This is a genomic window from Sphingopyxis sp. 2PD, assembly GCF_005503695.1.
Taxonomy (GTDB): domain Bacteria; phylum Pseudomonadota; class Alphaproteobacteria; order Sphingomonadales; family Sphingomonadaceae; genus Sphingopyxis.
The window spans coordinates 74034-93698 of record NZ_SCMU01000006.1 but is presented as its reverse complement, the minus strand read 5'-3'; the positions used below and the strand labels follow the sequence as shown (position 1 = coordinate 93698).

The window sequence follows — 19665 nt, the reverse complement described above, 5'->3', positions numbered from 1 at the left end:
GCAACGGTCAAGCGCGAAGGGCGGGGCATATGATGGGGATTTCACGCACCGGCTGGATTGTCGCCGCGGGCCTGCTCGCGGTCTTCACCGCGATCCTGTTCGCGATGGGCCGCCCGCCGCTCTGCCCGTGCGGCACGATCAGCCTGTGGCACGGCGTCGTGCAATCCGATCAGAACAGCCAGCAGATTTCGGACTGGTACAGCTTCAGCCACATCATTCACGGCTTCATCTTCTTCGGGCTCGGTCGCTGGCTGCTGCCGCGCCAGCCGCTCTGGATCCTGCTCGCGCTCGCGATCGGGATCGAGGCCGCATGGGAAATCCTCGAAAACTCGCCGGTCATCATCGACCGCTACCGCGAGGTGACGATGGCGTTCGGCTACAGCGGCGATTCGATCCTCAATTCGGTCAGCGACGCGCTGTTCATGATCGCGGGCTTCCTCGCCGCCAGCCGGATGCGCTGGTGGGTCACGCTGATCATCGCGATCGCCTTCGAACTCTTCACCCTGTGGACGATCCGCGACAATCTGACCCTCAACGTCCTCATGCTCGTCTCGCCGGTCGAGGCGATCAAGGAATGGCAGGCGGCGGCATAGCCTTTCCGCCACTATCGATGCAGGGGTCGAACCGGCTGCCGAACGCTTCGATCGCGGTTGCCACGCCGCCTGTGACGACAAAGCGAAATTCCTCGCCCTGACCGGGAATCAGTTCGGCACGCACGGTGTCGGGCGCGGCACCGGCCTCGGTGCTCGCATGCAGCCGACCCATCGTCAGATAGAGCCCCGCGCCTTGCGGCGTGACGCCGATCGTACCGTAATCGGCGTTGCAATAATCACCCGTGTAGGCGGCGGCGGGCAGGGTCAGCTGCGACGCGCGCGCGGCGCGTTCGGCGCGCTGCGCCGCGACCTTTTCGACCTGCCGCGCCCATTGTCCGGCAAGGCTTTCGATTTGCTCCGCTGCTTTGGCGTCGGCGTGCGCCGCGCCATGGAGGTACCAGTCATAGGTATAGAGCGCGGCTAGGTCGACGATCCGGAACCCCGCGCCCTCGTCATTGGTCGCCACCGCAACCCCCAGCCCCGCGGCGGGTAGCACCGACACATGCGCGCGCGCACCGACGAACGAACCAAAGGCGTGGTACAGCGTCTGTTCGGCATAGGGTCCCGCGTACCAGCCGAGCCCATAGCCTGTCCGGCGAAACGGCCCGAAAGCGCCATCAAGCGTCGCCACCGGCGCCCGCGCCGTCGCCGCCGCCTGCGCCAATTCGCGCTTGTCCTGAAGTTGGAGCGTCAGCCAGCGCGCCATGTCGCTGGCACTCGCATACATGCCGCCTGCGGCATGCATCGTGCGATCGTCCTTGACCAAATAGAGGCGCTCGGCGCCGCGATAGGGTGCGGCAACGGGCGCTCCGCGGCGCTCGGCGATCCCTTCGGTCAGGGTTTCTGTCATCGCCAGCGGCGCGAGCAGTTCATCCTGCACGATGTCCTGCCACCGCCGCCCGATGCGCCGCTCGACCAGCAGCGCGGCGATATTGTAGCCGATATTGCCATAGCGGAAGCTGCCCGGCGGGGTGCCGGGGTCGGGCCTGATCTGCGCCAGCAAGCGGAGCAGCGTCGCGTCATCATATTCGCCGCTATAGGCGAGCCGGAACGCCATCGCGTCGCCCGCGAGGCCATGGCGATGCGCCAGCAGGTCGCGCAAGCTGATCTTGTCGGCGGGAACATCGGGGGCGAAGGCGATATCGGGCGCCAGTTCGCGCATCGTCCAGTCGAGGTCGATCGTCCCGCGCGCATCGAGCAACGCCAAGGCGGTGCCGACAAAGCTTTTGGTCGACGACGCGATATAGAATGGCGTGTCGGGCGTTGCGGCAATACCCGCTTCGACGTCGGCGCGCCCCTTTGCGTCGACGAACACGGGCACGCCGCGATGGACGATCGCGACCGATATCGCGGGCATCGACGGAAAGCGCGCCATCGCCCGATCCAGAAAACGCTCGAAATCGGCGGCAAACGCTTGGTCCTCTGCCGACGGGGGGGCGGTGGCCAAAGGCGGATCGGCGTCAGGCACTTGTGCGTTCGCCGAACCCGCGCTGCCGACGGCGACGCTTGCCAGCATCGCTAAAACCCATCGATTCCGTACCATTGGACACCCCGTTTCACCTGTGTATTGTCTATGCAATACAGCTCGTGGCGGCGATGACAAGGTACCGGTTCACCCGTCAGTGGATGGCGGTCGGCCGATCATTGTCGATCGGAATCGCAGGCGGCAATGCGTCGCCCATTGTCTGGCCATCGGGCGCCGGACCCGCGGTGCCGGCATAGCTGTCGACCACGCCCGCCTGTGCCAGCTGCGGATCGGCGGCGTGCGCCTTTTCCGAGGCCTGCCGCGCTTCGGCGCGCTCGGCCCATTTCTTGGTGAGGTATCCCGCGGCGACCGTCGCTGCGAGCGCGGCATAGCGTTGCGGGAACAATCGCCGCGCCGCGAACAGCGCGCCCGCGCCGATCACGGCGCCCGCGACCGGGTGATTGCCTTTTTGCCTGCCGATGGCGCTGCCCAGCACGCCGCCTACGATCCTGCCGATCATGCCCATATCTCCTTCTCCCCTCTCAATCCGCGGACAGGGGGTTGGGTTCCGGCCCCAGCATCGTTCGCGGATCGACCAGCCGGTCGAACGTCGCGGCATCGACATAGCCGAGGTCGAGGGCGGCCTCCTTCAAGGTACCGCCGCTCTCATGCGCGTGCTTCGCGATCTTCGCCGCCTTGTCATAACCGATTTCGGGCGCCAGCACCGTGACCAGCATCAGCGATCGGCTCATCAGCTCGTCGATGCGCGCCCGATCGGGCTCGATCCCGGCTACGCAATGCTCGGTGAAGCCTGCCATGCCGATGGTGAGCAGGTCGATCGATCGCAGTACATTGGCTCCGATCAGCGGCTTGAACACATTGAGTTCCAGATGCCCCTGCATCCCGCCGACGGTGACCGCCTGATGGTTGCCGATCACTTGGGCGGCGACCATCGTCAGCATCTCGCACTGGGTCGGGTTGACCTTGCCGGGCATGATCGAGCTGCCGGGCTCGTTCGCGGGCAGCTCGAGCTCGCCGAGGCCCGCGCGCGGGCCTGAGCCGAGCAGGCGGATATCGTTCGCGATCTTGGTCAGCGCGACGGCGAGCGTGCTGAGCGCGCCCGAGAAAAAGACCAGACCGTCGTTCGACGCCAGCGCCTCGAACTTGTTGCGCGCCGGTTCGAACGCGATCCCTGTCGCGCGGCTGAGTTCCGCCGCCATCGCGGCATCAAAACCGACGGGCGCATTCAGCCCGGTGCCGACCGCGGTCCCGCCCTGCGCAAGTTTGCAGACATTGTGCGCGAGCGCGCCCTCGATGCGCGCGCGGCACGCGATCAGCTGCGCGACATAGCCCGAAAACTCCTGCCCCAGCGTCAGCGGTGTCGCATCCTGCAAATGGGTGCGGCCGATCTTGACGATGTCGCGCCAGGCGTCGGCCTTGGCGGCCAGCGCGTCGGTCAATCGGGTCAAAGCGGGTAGCAGCTGCGCGGTCGTCTCCACCGCCACCGCAACATGGATGGCAGTCGGGAAGCTGTCGTTCGACGACTGGCCCATGTTGACATGGTCGTTGGGGTGGACGGGCGTCTTGCCGCCGCGCGTGCCCACCAGCCTTTCGTTGGCGATGCCTGCGATCACCTCGTTGGCGTTCATGTTCGACTGGGTGCCGCTGCCCGTCTGCCAGATGGCGAGCGGAAATTGATCGTCATATTGCCCTGCCGCGACCGCATCGCCCGCATCGGCGATTGCGTCGGCCAGCCCGGCATCCAGCCCGTGCGCGCGGTTGACCCGCGCTGCCGCGGCCTTGATCCGGGCGAGCGCATGGACGATCGGCAACGGCATGCGTTCATGGGCGGGGAAAGCGAAATTGTGGCGGCTGCGTTCGGTCTGCGCCCCCCAATAGGCTTCGGCTGGAACCTCGATCGCGCCGATGCTGTCGCTTTCCGTTCGCGTGCTCATCCGACCAGCAACTGCGTCACCAGAACGGACCCGCCCCAGATCATCGCGACCAGGCCCAGCATCTTCCAATATCCCGTTTCACCGACGCGGCGGCGCATCCACGCGGCGAGCAGCCAGACGATCACCAGCATCGGGGTCAGGATCAACAGGCTGAAGCGCAGCAATCCATCGGCAATCTGGCCGCGCGACGTTGCCTCTTCGAACAGGGTAAAGCCTTCGATGCTCCACCAGAATGCGGCGGTCAGGACCAGCATCCCGGCGAGCGCCCAATATTGCCAGAACCGGCTGGGGGGCCATGGCGACGCCATCAGGGCCAGACTCCGCCCGTAACGCCTTCGAGGCGTCGAAATGGCGAAGATATCGGGTTTGGATGGCCGCAGCGGTTAGTGGTTCTAACCGTCAGGCCACGCAAACTCGAGATCGAAGCCATTTCGTCGTCCCTTCGGGATTTGACCGATTTTGTCCATGGCCGCGTCAGCGAGCCTTGGAATATAATCATATGCCTACGCCTCGCTTCCTCGCCCTGAACAAAATCGCCTCAAACCTCGAAGGCGTTACGGGCGGAGCCTGGCCCCTCTACTTCCTTTTGCCGAAATCCACCGTCACGACGTTCGACCCGTCCTCGCTCGCCATGTCGGGGCGATCATTGTCGGCTTCGTCATGCGGCTCGGGGGCGCTCGTCTCGTCGTCGCTGACCTGGAATTGCAGCCCGAAATCGACCGACGGATCGACGAAGGCGGTGATTGCGGCATAGGGGATCGTCAGGATCGACGGCGTCTGGTTGAACGACAGGCCGACGCTGAAATGATCGGCGGCGACCTTCAGATCCCAAAAGCGGTTCTGCAGTACGATCGTCATTTCGTCGGGAAATTTCGCGATCAGATGCGCCGGAATCGACACCCCGGCCGCCTGCGTCTTGAACGTGATGTAGAAATGATGCTCGCCCGGCAGGCTGTCATAACCCTCGATCTGGCGCAGCACGCGGCCGACCACGGCGCGCAGCGCGTCCTGCACGATTTCGTCATAGGGAATCAGGCTGTCGCGAACGTCATCGGTCATGGGGCAGGGGGATGAACGGGCGGAACCGATGGGTCAAGGGGGGAGAGTCGCCTTGCATGGTGAAAAGTGGCTGCTATGGGGCAGTCCATGCGAACCGCCACCGTCCAGCGCACGACCAAGGAAACCGACATCGCCATAACCGTCAATCTTGACGGCACCGGCGATTATGCCGTGTCGACCGGCATCGGTTTCCTCGACCATATGGTCGAACAATTGTCGCGCCACTCGCTGATCGACATCTCGATGCAGGTGAAGGGCGATCTCCACATCGACCAGCATCACACGGTCGAGGACAGCGCACTCGCACTCGGCGAGGCGGTCGCGAAGGCGCTCGGCGACAAGCGCGGCATCGCCCGCTATGGCGAGGCGCATGCACCGATGGACGAAACGCTGACGCGCTGCGTGCTCGACATTTCGGGGCGCCCGCACTGCGTTTACAAGTCGAGCTTCTCGCAGCCGCGGCTCGGCGAGATGGACACCGAGATGTTCCCGCACTGGTTCCACAGCTTCGCGCAGACCGCGGGGATCACGCTGCACATCGAGACGCTCTACGGCGAGAACAACCATCACATTGCCGAAAGCATGTACAAGGCGCTCGCGCGGGCGCTGCGCCAGGCGGTCGAAATCGACCCGCGCAAGGGCGATGCGATCCCCAGCACGAAGGGTGTGCTCTAGGAGCCGTCCATGAGCGCTATTGCCCTGATCGACTATGGCGCGGGCAATCTTCGCTCGGTGCATAATGCGCTCGTCGCGGCGGGTGCTGCCGATGTCGCGGTGACTGCTGATCCCGATACCGTCGCCAAGGCCGACCGCATTGTGCTGCCGGGCGTTGGCGCGTTTGCTGCCTGCATGAACGGGCTGACCGCAATCCCTGGCCTCGTCGAGGCGATCGACCGCCGCGTCCGGACCGACGGCGCGCCGTTCCTCGGCATCTGTGTGGGCATGCAATTGCTCGCCGACGCGGGCGAGGAGCATGGGCGGCACGCGGGGCTTGGCTGGATCGGCGGTACCGTGCGCGCCTTTGACCCCGCGCCGGGTCTCCGCATCCCGCACATGGGCTGGAACGACGTCGTGCCGGTGGCGCCGCATCCGGTGATCGCGGCGGGCGAGGCCTATTTCCTCCACGGCTATCATTTCGCTGACACCACCGACGTTGCCGCCACCAGCAGCCACGGCGCGACGTTCACCGCCGCGGTGGCAAAGGACAATATCGTCGGCGTCCAATATCATCCCGAAAAAAGCCAGGCCTACGGCCTCGCAACGCTCGAAAGGTTTTTGAAGTGGCGGCCCTGACCATCTTCCCGGCGATCGACCTTAAAGGCGGGCAGGTCGTGCGCTTGGCCGAGGGCGATATGGACCGCGCGACCGTCTATGGCGACGACCCGGCGGCGCAGGCGCGGCTGTTCGCCGATGCAGGCGCGACCCACCTCCACGTCGTCGATCTCGACGGCGCCTTTGCGGGCGCCAGCATCAACGGCGCCGCGGTCGAAAGCATCATCGCGGCTTTCCCCGGCAAGGTGCAGGTCGGCGGCGGGATTAGGGATCGCGCGGGTGTCAACCGCTGGCTCGCGCTCGGGGTCGAGCGCGTCATCATCGGCACCGCGGCGCTGAAAGACCCCGCATTCGTCAAATCCGTCGCGCGCGACTTGCCCGGCCGGATCGTAGTCGGCGTCGACGCCCGCGACGGCATGGTCGCGACCGAGGGCTGGGCCGATGTGTCGGACGTTCGCGTCGAAGATCTCGCGCGCCGCTTCGAGGATGCCGGAGTCGCCGCCTTGCTGTTTACCGACGTCGGTCGTGACGGGCTGCTCAAGGGCTGCAATGTCAAAGCGACGGTCGCACTTGCGAAGGCGGTCGCCATTCCGGTGATCGCATCGGGCGGCGTCGCCGACATCGGCGACATCCATGCGCTGCGCCCGCATGTCGCCGACGGCATCGAGGGGGTGATCACCGGGCGGGCGCTCTACGACGGGCGGCTCGATCTCGCCGACGCGATCGCGGTGGGAAATTCCCCTCCCGCTGGCGGGAGGGGTTAGGGGAGGGCATGTTTTATAAGCCCACCTTCACCAACATGCCCTCCCCCAACCCCTCCCATAAATGGGAGGGGGGCCGGTGACCGTCCGCGTCCGCGTCATCCCCTGCCTCGATGTCGCCGACGGGCGCGTCGTCAAGGGCGTGAACTTCGTCGATCTGCGCGATGCGGGCGACCCGGTCGAGGCCGCGCGCGCCTATGACGCCGCCGGCGCCGACGAGCTCTGTTTTCTCGACATTTCGGCCAGCCACCAAGGTCGCGGCACCCTGCTCGACATGGTCAGCCGCACCGCGGAAGTCTGCTTCATGCCGCTCACCGTCGGCGGCGGCGTGCGCAGCGCCGATGATGCCCGCGCGCTGCTGCTGGCGGGCGCCGACAAGGTCGCCGTGAACAGCGCCGCGGTCGCGCGCCCCGAGCTCGTTGCCGACATCGCCGACCGCTTCGGCAGCCAGTGCGCGGTCGGCAGCATCGACGCGCGCCGCGTGGCCGACGGTCGGTGGGAAATTTTCACCCACGGCGGGCGCCAGCCGACCGGGATCGACGCGCTTGATCATGCGGTCCTCCTTGCCGAACTCGGCGCGGGGGAGCTGCTCGTTACCAGCATGGACCGCGACGGCACCAAGGACGGCTACGACCTCGCGCTGACCCGCGCCATCGCCGACGCGGTCAGCGTCCCGGTGATCGCGTCGGGCGGCGTCGGCCATCTCGACCATCTCGTCACGGGCGTGATCGACGGCGGCGCCAGCGCGGTCCTCGCCGCCAGCATCTTCCATTTCGGCGAAGCGACGATCGCCGATGCCCATGCGCGGCTCGCAGCTGCGGGATTGCCCGTTCGCGCGCATTAATCTGCTCACGGGGGTGGCGCAGGCCGAATCGGGCTGCAATAGAAGCCCCATGACCTCGAAAATCCGCCTCGCCGACCGGACCCACGATCTCTTCCCGATCCTTGGCTTCCTCACCGCGATGGCCAGCCTCGCTATGCCGCTCAACGCGTGGATAGTGGCGATCATCCTGATGGGTGCCGTCGTCGCGGCGGTCCACCATGCCGAGGTTATCGCGCATCGCGTCGGCGAGCCCTTCGGCACGCTGATCCTCGCGCTCGCGGTGACCGTGATCGAGGTCGGGTTGATCCTCACCCTGATGCAGGCCGAACCCGAAAAGGCGCAGACGCTGGCGCGCGACACGGTGTTCGCGGCGGTGATGGTGATCGTGAACCTGATCCTCGGCCTCTGCCTCTTGAGCGGTGCGATCCGCCATCATGAACAGCGGTTCCAGCGCACCGGAATGGGCGCCGCGCTGGCGACGCTGACGGTGCTGACGGTGGTGACGCTGGTGCTGCCCAATTTCACGTCGAGCGCGCCGGGATCCTATTATTCGGCCACCCAGCTCGGTTTCGTCGCCGGGGTGTCGCTGATTCTCTACGGCACCTTTGCGCTGGTCCAGACTGTCCGCCACCGCGACTATTTCCTGCCTGATGCCGATATCGACATCGACGGCGACGGCGTGCCCGACACCCATGCCGAACCGCCGACGCTTCAGCGCACCGCGATTTCGGGCGCGCTGCTGCTCGCCAGCTTGTTCGCGGTGGTGCTGCTGGCCAAGAATCTGTCGCCGGTGATGGGCGCGCTGCTCGCCGATTGGGGCGCGCCGCCCGCGGTGCTCGGGGTGTTGATTGCCGCCGTCATTCTGGCGCCGGAAGGATTGGCGGCGGTGCGCGCGGCGAAGGCTGACCGGCTCCAGACCAGCCTCAACCTCGCGCTTGGCTCGGCGCTCGCGACGATCGGCCTTACGATTCCCGCGGTCGCGGTGCTGTCGATCGTCACCGACCTGCCGATCAGCCTCGGCCTCGATGCCAAGTCGACCGTGCTGCTCTTCCTGTCGCTGATCGTCGCGTCACAGACGCTGGCGAACGGGCGCACCACGGTGCTGCAGGGGGTGATCCACCTGATGCTGTTCGCGATCTATTTGTTCACGACGTTTGTGCCGTAGAACCGCCGCCTCTCATTCTCGTCATGCTGAACTTGTTTCAGCATCCATGGTCAAAGCTCTCGTTCGGCGCCGCGCTCTATGCGAGGTCGGACCATGGACCCTGAAACAAGTTCAGGGTGACGATGCAAAAAATGACGCCTCACGTCTTCCGCACAAACACCGTCCCGGCGCTATACCCTGCCCCGAACGAACAGATCAGCCCGGTGTCGCCGGGGGCCATGTCGTCATGGTTCAGGTGAAAGGCGATGATCGACCCGGCGCTCGACGTGTTGCCATAGGTGTCGAGCACCGTCGGGCTCTCGTCCTCGCTCGCCTCATGCCCGAGCACCCGCTGCGCGATCAGCCGGTTCATGTTGGTGTTCGCCTGATGCAGCCACAGCCGCCGCATGTCGGCGCCCTCGAGGCCCAGCACTTCCATCTGTTCGACAATCATGTTCGCGACCATCGGCACGACTTCCTTGAACACCTTGCGGCCTTCCTGGACGAACAATTTGTCGGTCTTCGGCCCGTCCTGCTCGATCCCGCCGTGGGCGCGGTTGAGGAAGCCGAAATTGTTTCGGATATTGTTCGAAAACACGGTCTTGAGCTTGGTGCCAAGAATGTCCCAATGCCCCGCGGGTGCAATATCCTTGTCCTCGACCAGGATCGCGGTCGCGACATCGCCAAAGATGAAATGGCTGTCGCGGTCACGCCAGTTGAGGTGCCCCGAACAGATTTCGGGGTTCACCACCAGCACGCTTTTCGCATGCCCGGCGCGAATATAATCGGCGGCGGTCTGGATCCCGAAGGTCGCCGACGAGCAGGCGACATTCATGTCGAAACCGAAACCGTCGATGCCCAGCGCATCCTGGATCTCGACCGCCATGGCGGGATAGGCGCGCTGCATGTTCGACGCCGCGCACAGCACCGCGTCGACGTCAGCCGCGTTGCGCCCGGCGCGCGCCAGCGCGTCCTTCGCCGCCGCGACGCCGATTTCGGCGAGGATCGACAGCTCGTCATTGCTGCGTTCGGGCAGCCGCGGCGCCATATGTTCGGGGTCCAATATGCCCGCCTTGTCGACGACAAAGCGCGATCCGATGCCGCTCGCCTTTTCGATAAATTCGACACTGGACTCAGTCAGTTCGGCGATTTCGCCCGCCGCGATCGCCGCCGCATTTTCCCTATTGTGCAACGCAACATAGGCGTTAAAACTCGCGACAAGTTCTTCGTTGGCGATGCGTTCGGCGGGGGTGAAAAGGCCGGTTGCGGAAATGACCGGCTGCGGTGTGTGTGACATGATGGACCTGCAAGTGTCTTATGGTTTCAAGGCACGCTGATTAGGCCCGCTCGCGCCGCCGCGCAACGCCCCTCGACTGGCTGAACGATCGCCGACACCATGGTTAACCCGCCGCTAACCATTTTAGTGGCACATTGCAGAGTTGCAGGCCTCCGGGGGGATGGCTCCCCGGGCGCCGTGCAGGAGCACGACCATGGCGACGCGTTCGGGACCGGCAGCCGGTGATCTGTCGATTGCGGAAATCAAGGAATTTGCAGGCTTCCCTGGGGCGACGCAGCGGTACATCCGCCGCTCGCTCGACATCGGGCTCGAACGCGAAGATGCGATCGCCCGCTGGTCGCGCGACATGGTCGAGGAAACCGCGATCCGCGTCCAAGCGCGCGTCTATCAGCGGATCGCCGATATTCGCGCCCATATTCCCGACGACAGCGGCCTCGACGCGCTCGAAGGCTTCATGGCGCCGCTCGTCGCGGTGTCGGCGTTCGACCTGGGGCAGGACCGGTTGCCGGGCTTTGCCTCGTATCGTTTCCTTTACGAACGCCTGCTCGGCGCACATGCGCGGCCCTGGCTGCCCGGCGCCTTCTGCGCCGCCGCCTCGCTGCCGCACCTGCATCCCGACAAGCGGCGATTGCTGCTCCAGTCGATCAGCGAAGCCGCCGCAACCGCCCCCGGGTGGTCGGCGCGCGAACCGAGCTTTTACCCGGAATGGGTCGAAAAGATCGACGAGACGAAGCCGGCGAATTGAGTGGTTGGCGGGCCAACGGGTAGCGAATGTTAAATCCTCCCTGTCGCGCAGCGATGGGGAGGGGGACCGTCGCCGCAGGCGACGGTGGAGGGGCGACGACGGTAGCGCAACAGCCCCTCCGTCAGCGCTTCGTGCTGCCACCTCCCCATGGCTTCGCCACAGGGAGGATCAGGGTTCCGTAACCGACGGCTCTATCAAATCAACGCCCGGTACAACCCGAACGCGCTCGTCGCGGTCAACACCACCCCGACCATCACCAGCATCACCTTGGGCGAAAAACGCTTGGCCATATAGGCGCCCAGCGGCGCTGCGGCGACGCCGCCGATGATCAAGCCCAATGTCGGGCCCAGGATCTCCTCGAACCCCAGATTGGCGATAAACGCGACCGATACCGCGACGGCCAGGAAAAATTCGACGCTGTTGACGGTGCCGACGATCTTGCGCGGTTCGCCGCCCTGGACCAGCAGGTTCGACGTCACGACCGGTCCCCAGCCGCCACCGCCCGCGGCGTCGAGAAAGCCGCCGACGACCGCCAGCGGGGCAACGACCTTCGGCTTCGAGATTTTCGGCGGGTAAAGCAGGCCGCGCACCAGCAGCCACACGCCGATCAGCACCAGATACCCAAGGACGAAAGGCTTCACGACATCGGCGTGCAGCGAGGTCAGGACATAGGCGCCCAGCACCCCGCCGATCACGCCCGGAATCAACAACCGCCAGAACAGCGGCCAGTCGATGTTGCGGTGGAACAAATGGCTCAGCCCCGACGCGCCGGTCGTGAAAATCTCGACGACATGGATGCGCGCCGACGCGGTCGCCGGGGGTACACCAAGGACTGCGACGAGTAGCGTGTTACAGATCACGCCGAACGCCATGCCCAGCGCGCCATCGACCAGCTGCGCGGCAAAGCCAATCAGGATGAAGGGCAGCAGGGCGGTAAAGTCGATCGTCGCAAAAAATTCGCTCATCAAATCATCCCAACCCTTTTAGTTGACAACCTGCTGCCGGGATTCGGCGCGCGATGCGAGTCCAATTTTTCTGCTGCCGATGAAGGGATTTGTTTGCGCGCCCAATGGAGCGGTCGGCGGCGGGTCAGCGGCTCAGGTCGTCGGGCAGATGGTCGCGCGCGTAGTCGATGAACGCGCGCAGTTTCGGCATGACCTGTTTGCGGCTCGGGTAATAAAGAAACAGCCCCGCGGTCGACACGGCACGTTCACCCAAGACGACTTCCAGTTCGCCGCGTTCGATATGTTCCTTCAGCACCGGTTCGGCCGTTATGCCCAGCGCGACGCCGCTGCGCACCGCCATGATCATCGCCGATTGTTCGTTGACGATCACCGGGCCGGTTACCGGCACTTCGGCTTCGCGATTGCCTTCCATGAACGACCAGGGCAGCAATCCCCCGCTCGCGAGCCGCAACCGGACGCAGCGGTGATGGCGCAGGTCAGCCGGATCGCGCGGACGGCCATGCCGCTCGAAATAGCTTGGGGCGCCAAAGACGGTGAAACGGAACGGCGACGTCAGCCGCACCGCGATCACATCGGCGTCGAGCGATTCGCCCATCCGCACTCCGGCATCGAAGCCCCCGGCGCTGAGGTCGCTCAGGCCGTCATCGCCAAAAATCTCCAGCTCGATTTCGGGGTACGCGTCGCAAAAACCCGCCAGGATCGGCTCGAACATTGGCTGGATCGCGCCGCGCATCAGGTTGATGCGCAGCCGTCCGGCGGGCCGGTTGCCCAGGTTGCGGGCGGCTTCATAGGCCTCGGCTAGTCCCGAATAGGCAGGGGCGGCGCGCTCGAAGAACATCTCGCCCGCCTGGGTCAGCCCGACGCTGCGCGTCGTGCGCATGAACAAGGGCGCGCCGACGCGCGCCTCCAGCCCCTTGATCGTCTGGCTGATCGCCGATGGGGATACCCCGAGGTCGGATGCGGCGGCGGAAAAGCTGCGCCTTTCCGCGACGCGCAGGAAAGCTTCGATCCCGTCGAGCGCCCCATGGGGGATTGTTAAATCCTGCTTCAAAGCACTTGCAGATTATAGAGGATTATCTATCTGCGCAACCGCGCCTAAAAAGGTTGCACAACAAAACGAAAGGAATCTCTCCCATGGCCTATCAGATCTCCTCTTTCCGCCGCTTTCCTGCCGCTTTCGCCATTGTCGCCGCCTCGGCGCTGGCGTTCACCGGCCTGATGGCAACCGCAACCCCCGCTTACGCCCAGTCGGGCGGCGACTATCGTTGCGCTGGCTTGGCCGAACAGGCCCATGTCGCCGCGACCGGCGTCGAAGGCGGCAAGCAGGCGAGCGCCAAGCGCTTCGTTTCGACCGGCAAGAAGCTGTGCGAAGCGGGCAATGAACGCGCCGCCGCCAAGCAGTTCCGCGCCGCGCTGAAGATTGCCGGCGTCGCCGAAGTCGAAACCGAAAGCCGCATGGCTTCGCGCTAAGACATACTGACACCAATCTCCGGACCGTCCTCTCCCTCTCCCCGACGGTTCCACTAAACTGGGGCGGCACTCATAACGAGGCCGCCCCATTTGTATGTGCGTCGCGAATTTGGTGATTAGCGGCGCCGGTAGCGAAAATACCAGATTTCATGCCCCTATTCAATTAAAATATTGTAAAATATAGATTTTATGGGGAATAATCCCAGTGGTAATCCAACCAGCAATCACCCAGCAATCACCCAGCAATCACCGGATTCTAGGGCGTAAAAACCTCGTGCCCACGGCACAAAGGCTCGCGTCGATGGTGACACGCCTCGAAGAGGAGACCCGGATCGGCAAGGGGGGGACCCTGGCGGCGCAGCTGTCGCGGCTCGACCTGATCGTGCTCGACGAGCTCGGTTATCTGCCGTTCGCCCGCTCCGGAGGGCAGTTGCTGTTCCACCTCAACAGCAAGCTTTATGAGCGCACCAGCGTCATCATCACCACCAACCTCGCCTTCGGCGAGTGGCCCACCGTCTTCGGTGATCCCAAGATGACTACGGCGCTGCTCGACCGCGTCACCCACCACTGCGATATCATCGAGACGGGCAACGACAGCTGGCGCTTCAAAAACCGCAGCTGACCGCCACCTTCGGCGCCTTCAAAAATCTATCTTGCGCTGCGCGCGCCTCCGGTCGGGCTACGCCCGCCCTCCGCCGCACGCAGCGCAAGGCGACCCTCAACTAACCAGCATCATATCCGAAAAAGGGGTCCCTCTTCGACGCCGATCGGGGGTCCCTTTTGAACGCCGTTTGACATCGCTGGCTTTCCTCCCCGGTCCTGACGAGATCGCGCGGTCGAGCAGCGCCGTAGTCATCTTGGGATCACCGAAGATGATGGGCCAGTCTGCTAACGCGGGGTTTGTAGTGATGTGCACACTGAAGCGCTCATAGGCCTTGCTGATCAGAGGGAGCAGCGCCCTCCCTTCGTCTGAAGGGCGGATATCCAAGCTTATCGAGCAGCATCAGGTCGAGCCGTAACAACTGCTTTGCCAAGGTCCCGATCTTGCCGGCCCAGGTCCCTCTTAGCGGCGTGTTGCCATTTCTGATGTGGCGGATGCTGCGTTTCCGGCGCGGACAAGTCTGCCGGCAAATCAGGATCGAGCGCTTTGCGGGGTGCGATCAAACTTCATTTTCCGATCAATCAGCCCAACTCAAGGGGCGAATTGAAAAGCAAACTGGGCGAAAACGTTATTATATTGACAATTATGACCACTTGGGGGATTTATGCCTGAATGCTGGCGCAGACCAGTTGAAACTATGCGGGTTTCGGGGCTGGCTTGAGCTAGTCGACGGGAGGATGGAAAATCATATATTTTTGAAGATTTTAGCCGGGTGTGCGGCGCCTACCGCTTAGCCGCTGGGCACGCTGCATGTCTGCGCCTCAAAGATCACAGCCCGCAAAAATAAGGATGCGCGCCGAGACGCGCGAATGGGAAGGGAGAGACTGAAGTGATTAATCGATCAAACCAGCTTGCCACAGTGTCCGCGTTGGCAATGGCGGGCATCATGCTCGGTGTATCGACGTCTGCCAGCGCGGCTGACACTATCGAGGGAAGCGAGGCGCCAGCAAGCCGTGATGCCTCGGCCAACACCGATGGAAGTTCGACGGGGCTAAACGAAATTATTGTGACAGCTCAGAAGCGGTCCCAGAATCTCCAAGATGTTCCTGCAGTAATTAACGCGCTCGACGCGGGCATGATCGAGGATCGCCAGATTGGCGGTCTTGAAGAGCTTCAGGGGGCGGTTGCGGGCCTCAAGTTCGACCCTGTTTCCGGCAACTCCAACATTTCCATTCGCGGCGTCGGCACCACCTTCACGACCGGCGCGGGCGAAAATTCGGTCTCCTTGCATCTCGACGGCGTCTATCTTTCGAGCCCTCAGGGCGCTGGCCTCGGCCAGTTCGACCTTGGCGGGATCGAAGTGCTGCGTGGCCCGCAAGGGACACTTTACGGCAAGAATTCCACGGCGGGTATCGTCAACTTCATATCGGCGGCGCCTACCCGCGAGTTCGAAGCGGGCGTTACGGCGGGCTACGGGAATTATGACGACCTCAAAGGCTCGGCTTATGTCAGCGGCCCGCTTAGCGACGGAGTGCGCGCGCGGCTCTACATCGAAGGTGGCCAACGCGATGGCTATGTCAAGAATCTCCAGACCGGCCAGGATCTCGACGATCTGCGCTACATCGGTGGCCGTTTCGGTATCGACGCCGACGTGTCGCCCGGGTGGGATATGGAAGCGCGCCTGACCTACCGGCGCGAAGCCAGCAACGGCCCGGTGCGTCAGCCCTATGACCTCAACCGCCTGTCCTTGCCGATCCAGGATACGATCGTCACCCCTCGCCGGTTGAACTCACCGCTCATTTTTGACGGCAATCGGTCCATCGCGCTGGCATCGCTGAAAAACACGTTCGATCTCGGCGGCAACGTAAATCTTGTCTCGATCACCGGCGCTTCTCGCCTGCGCGTCAATTACAATTCGCTGGACTCGTTGGCGCAAGGAAATCCGAATGACCCGATCTTTGCAAATCTGACCATTCCGATCGCCCAGGGTGTCCGGGTTTCGACCTTCTCACAGGAATTCAACCTCAAGGGCGACAGTGGGCCGGTGGACTGGCTGGTGGGGGCCTTTTACTATAATGAAATCAACCGAACGACCGGCTCAGTTACCCTCGACGGACGGCTGCTTGGCAGCCCGTCCGCACTCATCCGTGTGTCCAACGGCCGCTCGAAGCGCGAAAGCGCCTCCATATTCGCAGATGCCACGATCAGCGTGAGCGACGCTACCCGGCTGTTTGGTGGCGTCCGGGGTCTTTACGAGCGGTCGCAAAATGATCTGTTGGTGACGTTCCAGCTTCCCGGCGGCACGGTCGTTCAGACCGATTGCAGTCCGGGCGCACCGCTTCAGCGCGTGACCGACTGGTCGGCTACGGGACGCATAGGCCTGCAGCATGATCTGTCGGACGATGTCATGGCCTATGGGCAGTTGTCGCGTGGGTACAAGTCCGGCGGCTTTTCCAACAGTACCTGCGGCAATCAGTATAAACCGGAAACGGTCAACGCCATCGAGACGGGACTCAAGACGCGGTTTCTTGACAGGCGTGCGACGCTTAACCTCTCGGCCTTCTACTATGATTACAAGAATATCTCGGTCGAGCAGTCGACGATATTCGGGACCAATGTCGTAGGCGCTCCGAAAAGCGAGATCTACGGGCTGGACATCGACGGGCGGCTGCAGGTCAATGATATGCTGAGCTTCGATGGCAACGCGAGCTTCGTACACAGCGAATATAAGCGCTTCCTGTCGACGGGTGGCGCGATCTTTGGCGAGCCCGATGGTACCGATTTGGCGGGACGGGCTCTCAACAAGGCTCCGGGTGCGTCCGGTACGATCGGCACGCAACTCGAATTTCCCGTCGGTTCGGGCAAGATCACGCTTCGCGGCGAGGCCTATTTTACAAGCGGATACCGCCTCCGCGAATATAATGATCCCTCGCTGCGGCAGAAGGCATATGAACTGTATAATGCATTCGTGACGTACGAACCCAATGATTTGGTCACCGTGCGTGGCTTTGTCCGGAACATCACCAAGACAAATTATATCCAGGGGACTGTGGTGCAGCTCAATGGGGTCACGGGGGTCTATAATCCGCCACGCACCTATGGTGTGGAACTGGCACTGAAAATCCGCTGAGGCACCAGGGCCGGCCTGCGGGCCGGCCCGTCGCCGAAGAATATTGAACACGGAAAGTTGATTTGAAATGAGTGCGGAAACTGAAGAATTGCAGGGGTTCTACGACAAGTCGGTCGCGGCTGCGAAGTCGGGCTACCCGGAAATTGACGCAGATCGGCTGGCAGCCTTCATTGCTGCGCAGCCCGGCATCGAACCCCCCGTCACGCTCAGCAATTTCATTGTCCCGCAATCATCCGGTGCCAGTAACGGCATTCTGTTGTTCACGGCCGAGTTCGGGCGGAGCGGCGAGCGTCGCCGGGAAGACATGGTCGCGCGTTACGCACCTGGCACGACCATGATCAAGCAGAAGAGCTTTTCTGACGAGTTCCTGACTCTCGTCGCGGCATACAAGCGCGGTCTGCCCGTGCCCGAGCCGCTATGGCTTGACGCGGACGGTTCCGCTGTCGGCTATCCGTCTTTCGTCATGGCGCGGATCGAGGGCACGCCTCCCGCGTCCGCAATGTACTCCAAGGGGCCGCTCGCCGACGTCAGTCCGGAAGCGCGCAAGGCGATGATGCTCGAGGCCGCTGGCTTTCATGGTCGCCTGCGCCGCGAGGCGATCGGACGCGACGAACTGCCGCATCTGCTCGCGCGCGGAAGCGGTGAAACCGATATCGAACGCGAACTCAACTGGTTCCTCGCGGAAGCAAGGCTAAGCTCCGAGCCGGACGATCCGAAGCTCGAGCCCATCGTCGAGGCTCACCGCTGGATGGTCGCGCACCAGCCAGCCGTTCGCGAGGGAACGCTTGTACAGGGCGATTCCCAGATCGCGAATGTGATGTTTCGCGACGGGCGGCTTGCGGCGGTGCTCGATTGGGAACTCGCCTATCTCGGCCATAATGAGGCCGACCTTGCGCTCATCGTCTTCCTCACCGAGACGATGAAACAGCTCGACAAGCATGTCGACGGGACACCGACCGAGGCAGAATATCTTGCTCGGTTCGAGGAAGAGGCCGGCGCTCCGGCGGAACATTATGACTTTTTCAAACTGTTTCCTCTCTTCAAGACGCAGTGCATCCTGCTATCGGGGCGGAGCTTCCAGCCAGCCTTCGAACAGGTCTGGACCTATTATCTCGCCCACCTTCATGCCGAACTCGCCAACGCGAAACGCATATACGGCGATTGACGCCGCGGATCGGGGCATGGCGGACAGCACCCGGCCCGAGAAGCAACACAATGGACAGGGACCGCGCAGCTTGCCAGCTGCGCGGCCCCTCTATCATTAGCATCGGGTCCGGCACTTTCGCGCATTCTCAAACGCGATTGCCGGCTGGGCGTCGCCGTGCCGGCGCCTTTTCCGGGCGCCGGCAACCCACGTCGATTCAAATAATATAATCCTCGGCCTTGCTGAGCCCCTCGGCAATCGCAAGAAAACTGACGTCCGCCTGGTTCGGGATATATGAACCCCGGCCAGGATTCGTACACATTTCGAGATCGACGAACCCTGTTTTCCCGCCATATTCAAAGGTCGAGATATTGTCCTGCGAGAATGTGCCCATCGCCGGCAGAGGTGTGAGGAACCCCTGAACGACCTTGGATTCGATCCTGAGCTGCTCGCCGGACTCAAGCGTCATGATGCCGATGCTCCCGAGCGGAGTCAGGCCATCATAATCAAAGGTCACGGCAACCCGCAGGTTGGTGATCGCCTCCTGCTTGCCGTTGCGATCGACGAAGCCCATTGTCATCGGGGTCGTTTCGTTGAAATCGAGAAAGAAGCCCGCGAAGCTGAGTTCGGAACCACAGGTGCCGGTATACATGCGATATCGATGCATCATGGGCGCGCTGTCGCTGCGCTTCCCCCATGACCGGTCGCGATGGGCAAGAGCGTCAATTTCATATTCATTGTCGCCAATTCGGACTTTCCCGCGAATGCGGCCGCCGCATTCGAGGTGACCATCGGAATTGGTAGCTTCTTCGAAATGCTCTGTATTCTTGCCCGACGGCCAGTTGCGCGGTGTATAGAAGCTCTCGTAAAATTCGATATCAGCCGAAGACTCAGGCTCGTCCCAGGTGTAGCGCATCCTGCCGTCGCCGAGAGCCTCGGCCGTGTGGCTGCCAACGACCTGCTTGCGGGACTGGCGCGCGTCCGCACCTAATTTTACCTCGTTGCGCGGGGCGCTGTTGAGGACAAAGCGTTCACCGCCCGTCTTGAAGACGAACAGCATCAGCTGGCCCGTGCCCTTGTTCGGCTTCTGGCCGATGCGATGGAAGCCTCCCACGCCCAATTTGACATCATAGAACCAGTAGCAATCGCTCTCCTGCCAGCTAGGTTCGTCGCTGAACTGGTGCGGGCAATCCCAATGATCCGAGAACACGGCTTCCATTACCTCAATCCCTTCTTTTCTG

General features: G+C 63.2%; 19 protein-coding genes and 2 pseudogenes. 11 read left to right on the top strand and 10 right to left on the bottom strand.

Annotated features, from left to right (window positions below):
* The first annotated feature begins 32 nt into the window (after positions 1 to 32).
* A complete protein-coding gene (locus FFS18_RS07450) occupies positions 33 to 593 on the top strand; it encodes a DUF2585 domain-containing protein (protein WP_137870384.1) in 561 nt (186 codons plus the stop codon).
* Here the strand turns inward: FFS18_RS07450 and FFS18_RS07445 are convergent.
* The 5 genes from FFS18_RS07445 to FFS18_RS07425 all read right to left on the bottom strand — a co-directional run bounded on the left by FFS18_RS07445 (position 568) and on the right by FFS18_RS07425 (position 5072).
* Complete coding sequence (locus FFS18_RS07445) at positions 568 to 2109, bottom strand: serine hydrolase (RefSeq protein ID WP_212743030.1); 1542 nt, start codon at positions 2107 to 2109, stop codon at positions 568 to 570. The two genes, FFS18_RS07450 and FFS18_RS07445, sit on opposite strands and share 26 nt — an antisense overlap.
* A gap of 103 nt (positions 2110 to 2212) precedes the next feature.
* A complete protein-coding gene (locus FFS18_RS07440) occupies positions 2213 to 2578 on the bottom strand; it encodes a hypothetical protein (RefSeq protein WP_249340337.1) in 366 nt (121 codons plus the stop codon).
* Between the two features lie 22 nt (positions 2579 to 2600).
* Positions 2601 to 4013, bottom strand: coding sequence for a class II fumarate hydratase (gene fumC / locus FFS18_RS07435; protein WP_137870346.1), 1413 nt, complete (start codon positions 4011 to 4013; stop codon positions 2601 to 2603).
* Positions 4010 to 4321: a hypothetical protein gene (locus FFS18_RS07430; RefSeq protein ID WP_137870345.1), complete on the bottom strand. Its 312-nt coding sequence runs from the start codon at positions 4319 to 4321 to the stop codon at positions 4010 to 4012. Before FFS18_RS07430 ends, fumC begins: the two co-directional genes overlap by 4 nt.
* 268 nt (positions 4322 to 4589) lie before the next feature.
* Positions 4590 to 5072 (bottom strand): SspB family protein, encoded by a 483-nt coding sequence (locus FFS18_RS07425; RefSeq protein WP_137870344.1) that lies wholly within the window; start codon positions 5070 to 5072, stop codon positions 4590 to 4592.
* An 87-nt stretch (positions 5073 to 5159) separates the two neighbouring features.
* Between FFS18_RS07425 and hisB the strand changes: the two genes are divergently transcribed.
* The 5 genes from hisB to FFS18_RS07400 all read left to right on the top strand — a co-directional run bounded on the left by hisB (position 5160) and on the right by FFS18_RS07400 (position 9093).
* Positions 5160 to 5747, top strand: coding sequence for an imidazoleglycerol-phosphate dehydratase HisB (hisB, locus tag FFS18_RS07420; RefSeq protein ID WP_120215205.1), 588 nt, complete (start codon positions 5160 to 5162; stop codon positions 5745 to 5747).
* A gap of 9 nt (positions 5748 to 5756) precedes the next feature.
* Positions 5757 to 6365 carry an imidazole glycerol phosphate synthase subunit HisH gene (hisH, locus tag FFS18_RS07415; protein WP_137870343.1) on the top strand — a complete coding sequence of 203 codons (609 nt, stop codon included), beginning with the start codon at positions 5757 to 5759 and terminating at the stop codon, positions 6363 to 6365.
* Entirely contained in the window at positions 6353 to 7108 is a 756-nt protein-coding gene (gene hisA, locus FFS18_RS07410) for a 1-(5-phosphoribosyl)-5-[(5-phosphoribosylamino)methylideneamino]imidazole-4-carboxamide isomerase (RefSeq protein WP_137870342.1), read from the top strand. Before hisH ends, hisA begins: the two co-directional genes overlap by 13 nt.
* Positions 7109 to 7184: 76 nt before the next feature.
* On the top strand, positions 7185 to 7949 hold the full coding sequence (hisF, locus tag FFS18_RS07405) for an imidazole glycerol phosphate synthase subunit HisF (protein ID WP_137870341.1): 765 nt from the start codon (positions 7185 to 7187) through the stop codon (positions 7947 to 7949).
* A 49-nt stretch (positions 7950 to 7998) separates the two neighbouring features.
* The gene (locus FFS18_RS07400; protein WP_137870340.1) at positions 7999 to 9093 is read left to right on the top strand and encodes a calcium:cation antiporter; all 1095 of its coding nucleotides are present in this window, start codon (positions 7999 to 8001) and stop codon (positions 9091 to 9093) included.
* A gap of 139 nt (positions 9094 to 9232) precedes the next feature.
* Here FFS18_RS07400 and FFS18_RS07395 read toward each other — a convergent pair whose 3' ends face one another.
* Positions 9233 to 10369: a beta-ketoacyl-ACP synthase III gene (locus FFS18_RS07395; RefSeq protein ID WP_137870339.1), complete on the bottom strand. Its 1137-nt coding sequence runs from the start codon at positions 10367 to 10369 to the stop codon at positions 9233 to 9235.
* Positions 10370 to 10562: 193 nt separating this feature from the next.
* Here FFS18_RS07395 and FFS18_RS07390 point away from each other — a divergent pair, with 193 nt between their 5' ends.
* The gene (locus FFS18_RS07390) at positions 10563 to 11114 is read left to right on the top strand and encodes a hypothetical protein (protein WP_137870338.1); all 552 of its coding nucleotides are present in this window, start codon (positions 10563 to 10565) and stop codon (positions 11112 to 11114) included.
* A gap of 194 nt (positions 11115 to 11308) precedes the next feature.
* Here FFS18_RS07390 and FFS18_RS07385 read toward each other — a convergent pair whose 3' ends face one another.
* Together FFS18_RS07385 and FFS18_RS07380 are read right to left on the bottom strand one after the other, a co-directional pair.
* Positions 11309 to 12079 (bottom strand): sulfite exporter TauE/SafE family protein, encoded by a 771-nt coding sequence (locus tag FFS18_RS07385; RefSeq protein WP_120215211.1) that lies wholly within the window; start codon positions 12077 to 12079, stop codon positions 11309 to 11311.
* A gap of 124 nt (positions 12080 to 12203) precedes the next feature.
* Positions 12204 to 13130 (bottom strand): LysR family transcriptional regulator, encoded by a 927-nt coding sequence (locus FFS18_RS07380; protein WP_120215212.1) that lies wholly within the window; start codon positions 13128 to 13130, stop codon positions 12204 to 12206.
* A gap of 83 nt (positions 13131 to 13213) precedes the next feature.
* On the opposite strand from FFS18_RS07380, the gene FFS18_RS07375 reads away from it, so the two are divergent.
* On the top strand, positions 13214 to 13549 hold the full coding sequence (locus tag FFS18_RS07375) for a hypothetical protein (RefSeq protein WP_120215213.1): 336 nt from the start codon (positions 13214 to 13216) through the stop codon (positions 13547 to 13549).
* Between the two features lie 301 nt (positions 13550 to 13850).
* A pseudogene (locus FFS18_RS07370) lies at positions 13851 to 14171 on the top strand (ATP-binding protein); the annotation flags it as partial.
* A 210-nt stretch (positions 14172 to 14381) separates the two neighbouring features.
* On the opposite strand, the pseudogene FFS18_RS07365 reads toward FFS18_RS07370, so the two are convergent.
* Positions 14382 to 14598: pseudogene (locus FFS18_RS07365) on the bottom strand (ATP-binding protein); the annotation flags it as partial.
* 486 nt (positions 14599 to 15084) lie between these two features.
* Here FFS18_RS07365 and FFS18_RS07360 point away from each other — a divergent pair.
* Together FFS18_RS07360 and FFS18_RS07355 are read left to right on the top strand one after the other, a co-directional pair.
* Positions 15085 to 17280, top strand: a complete 2196-nt coding sequence (locus FFS18_RS07360) for a TonB-dependent receptor (RefSeq protein WP_084758109.1) — start codon at positions 15085 to 15087, stop codon at positions 17278 to 17280.
* Between the two features lie 88 nt (positions 17281 to 17368).
* Positions 17369 to 18445: a phosphotransferase family protein gene (locus FFS18_RS07355; protein ID WP_171005256.1), complete on the top strand. Its 1077-nt coding sequence runs from the start codon at positions 17369 to 17371 to the stop codon at positions 18443 to 18445.
* Positions 18446 to 18641: 196 nt separating this feature from the next.
* Here FFS18_RS07355 and FFS18_RS07350 read toward each other — a convergent pair whose 3' ends face one another.
* A complete protein-coding gene (locus tag FFS18_RS07350; protein WP_054586669.1) occupies positions 18642 to 19643 on the bottom strand; it encodes a DUF7064 domain-containing protein in 1002 nt (333 codons plus the stop codon).
* Positions 19644 to 19665 lie beyond the last annotated feature (22 nt).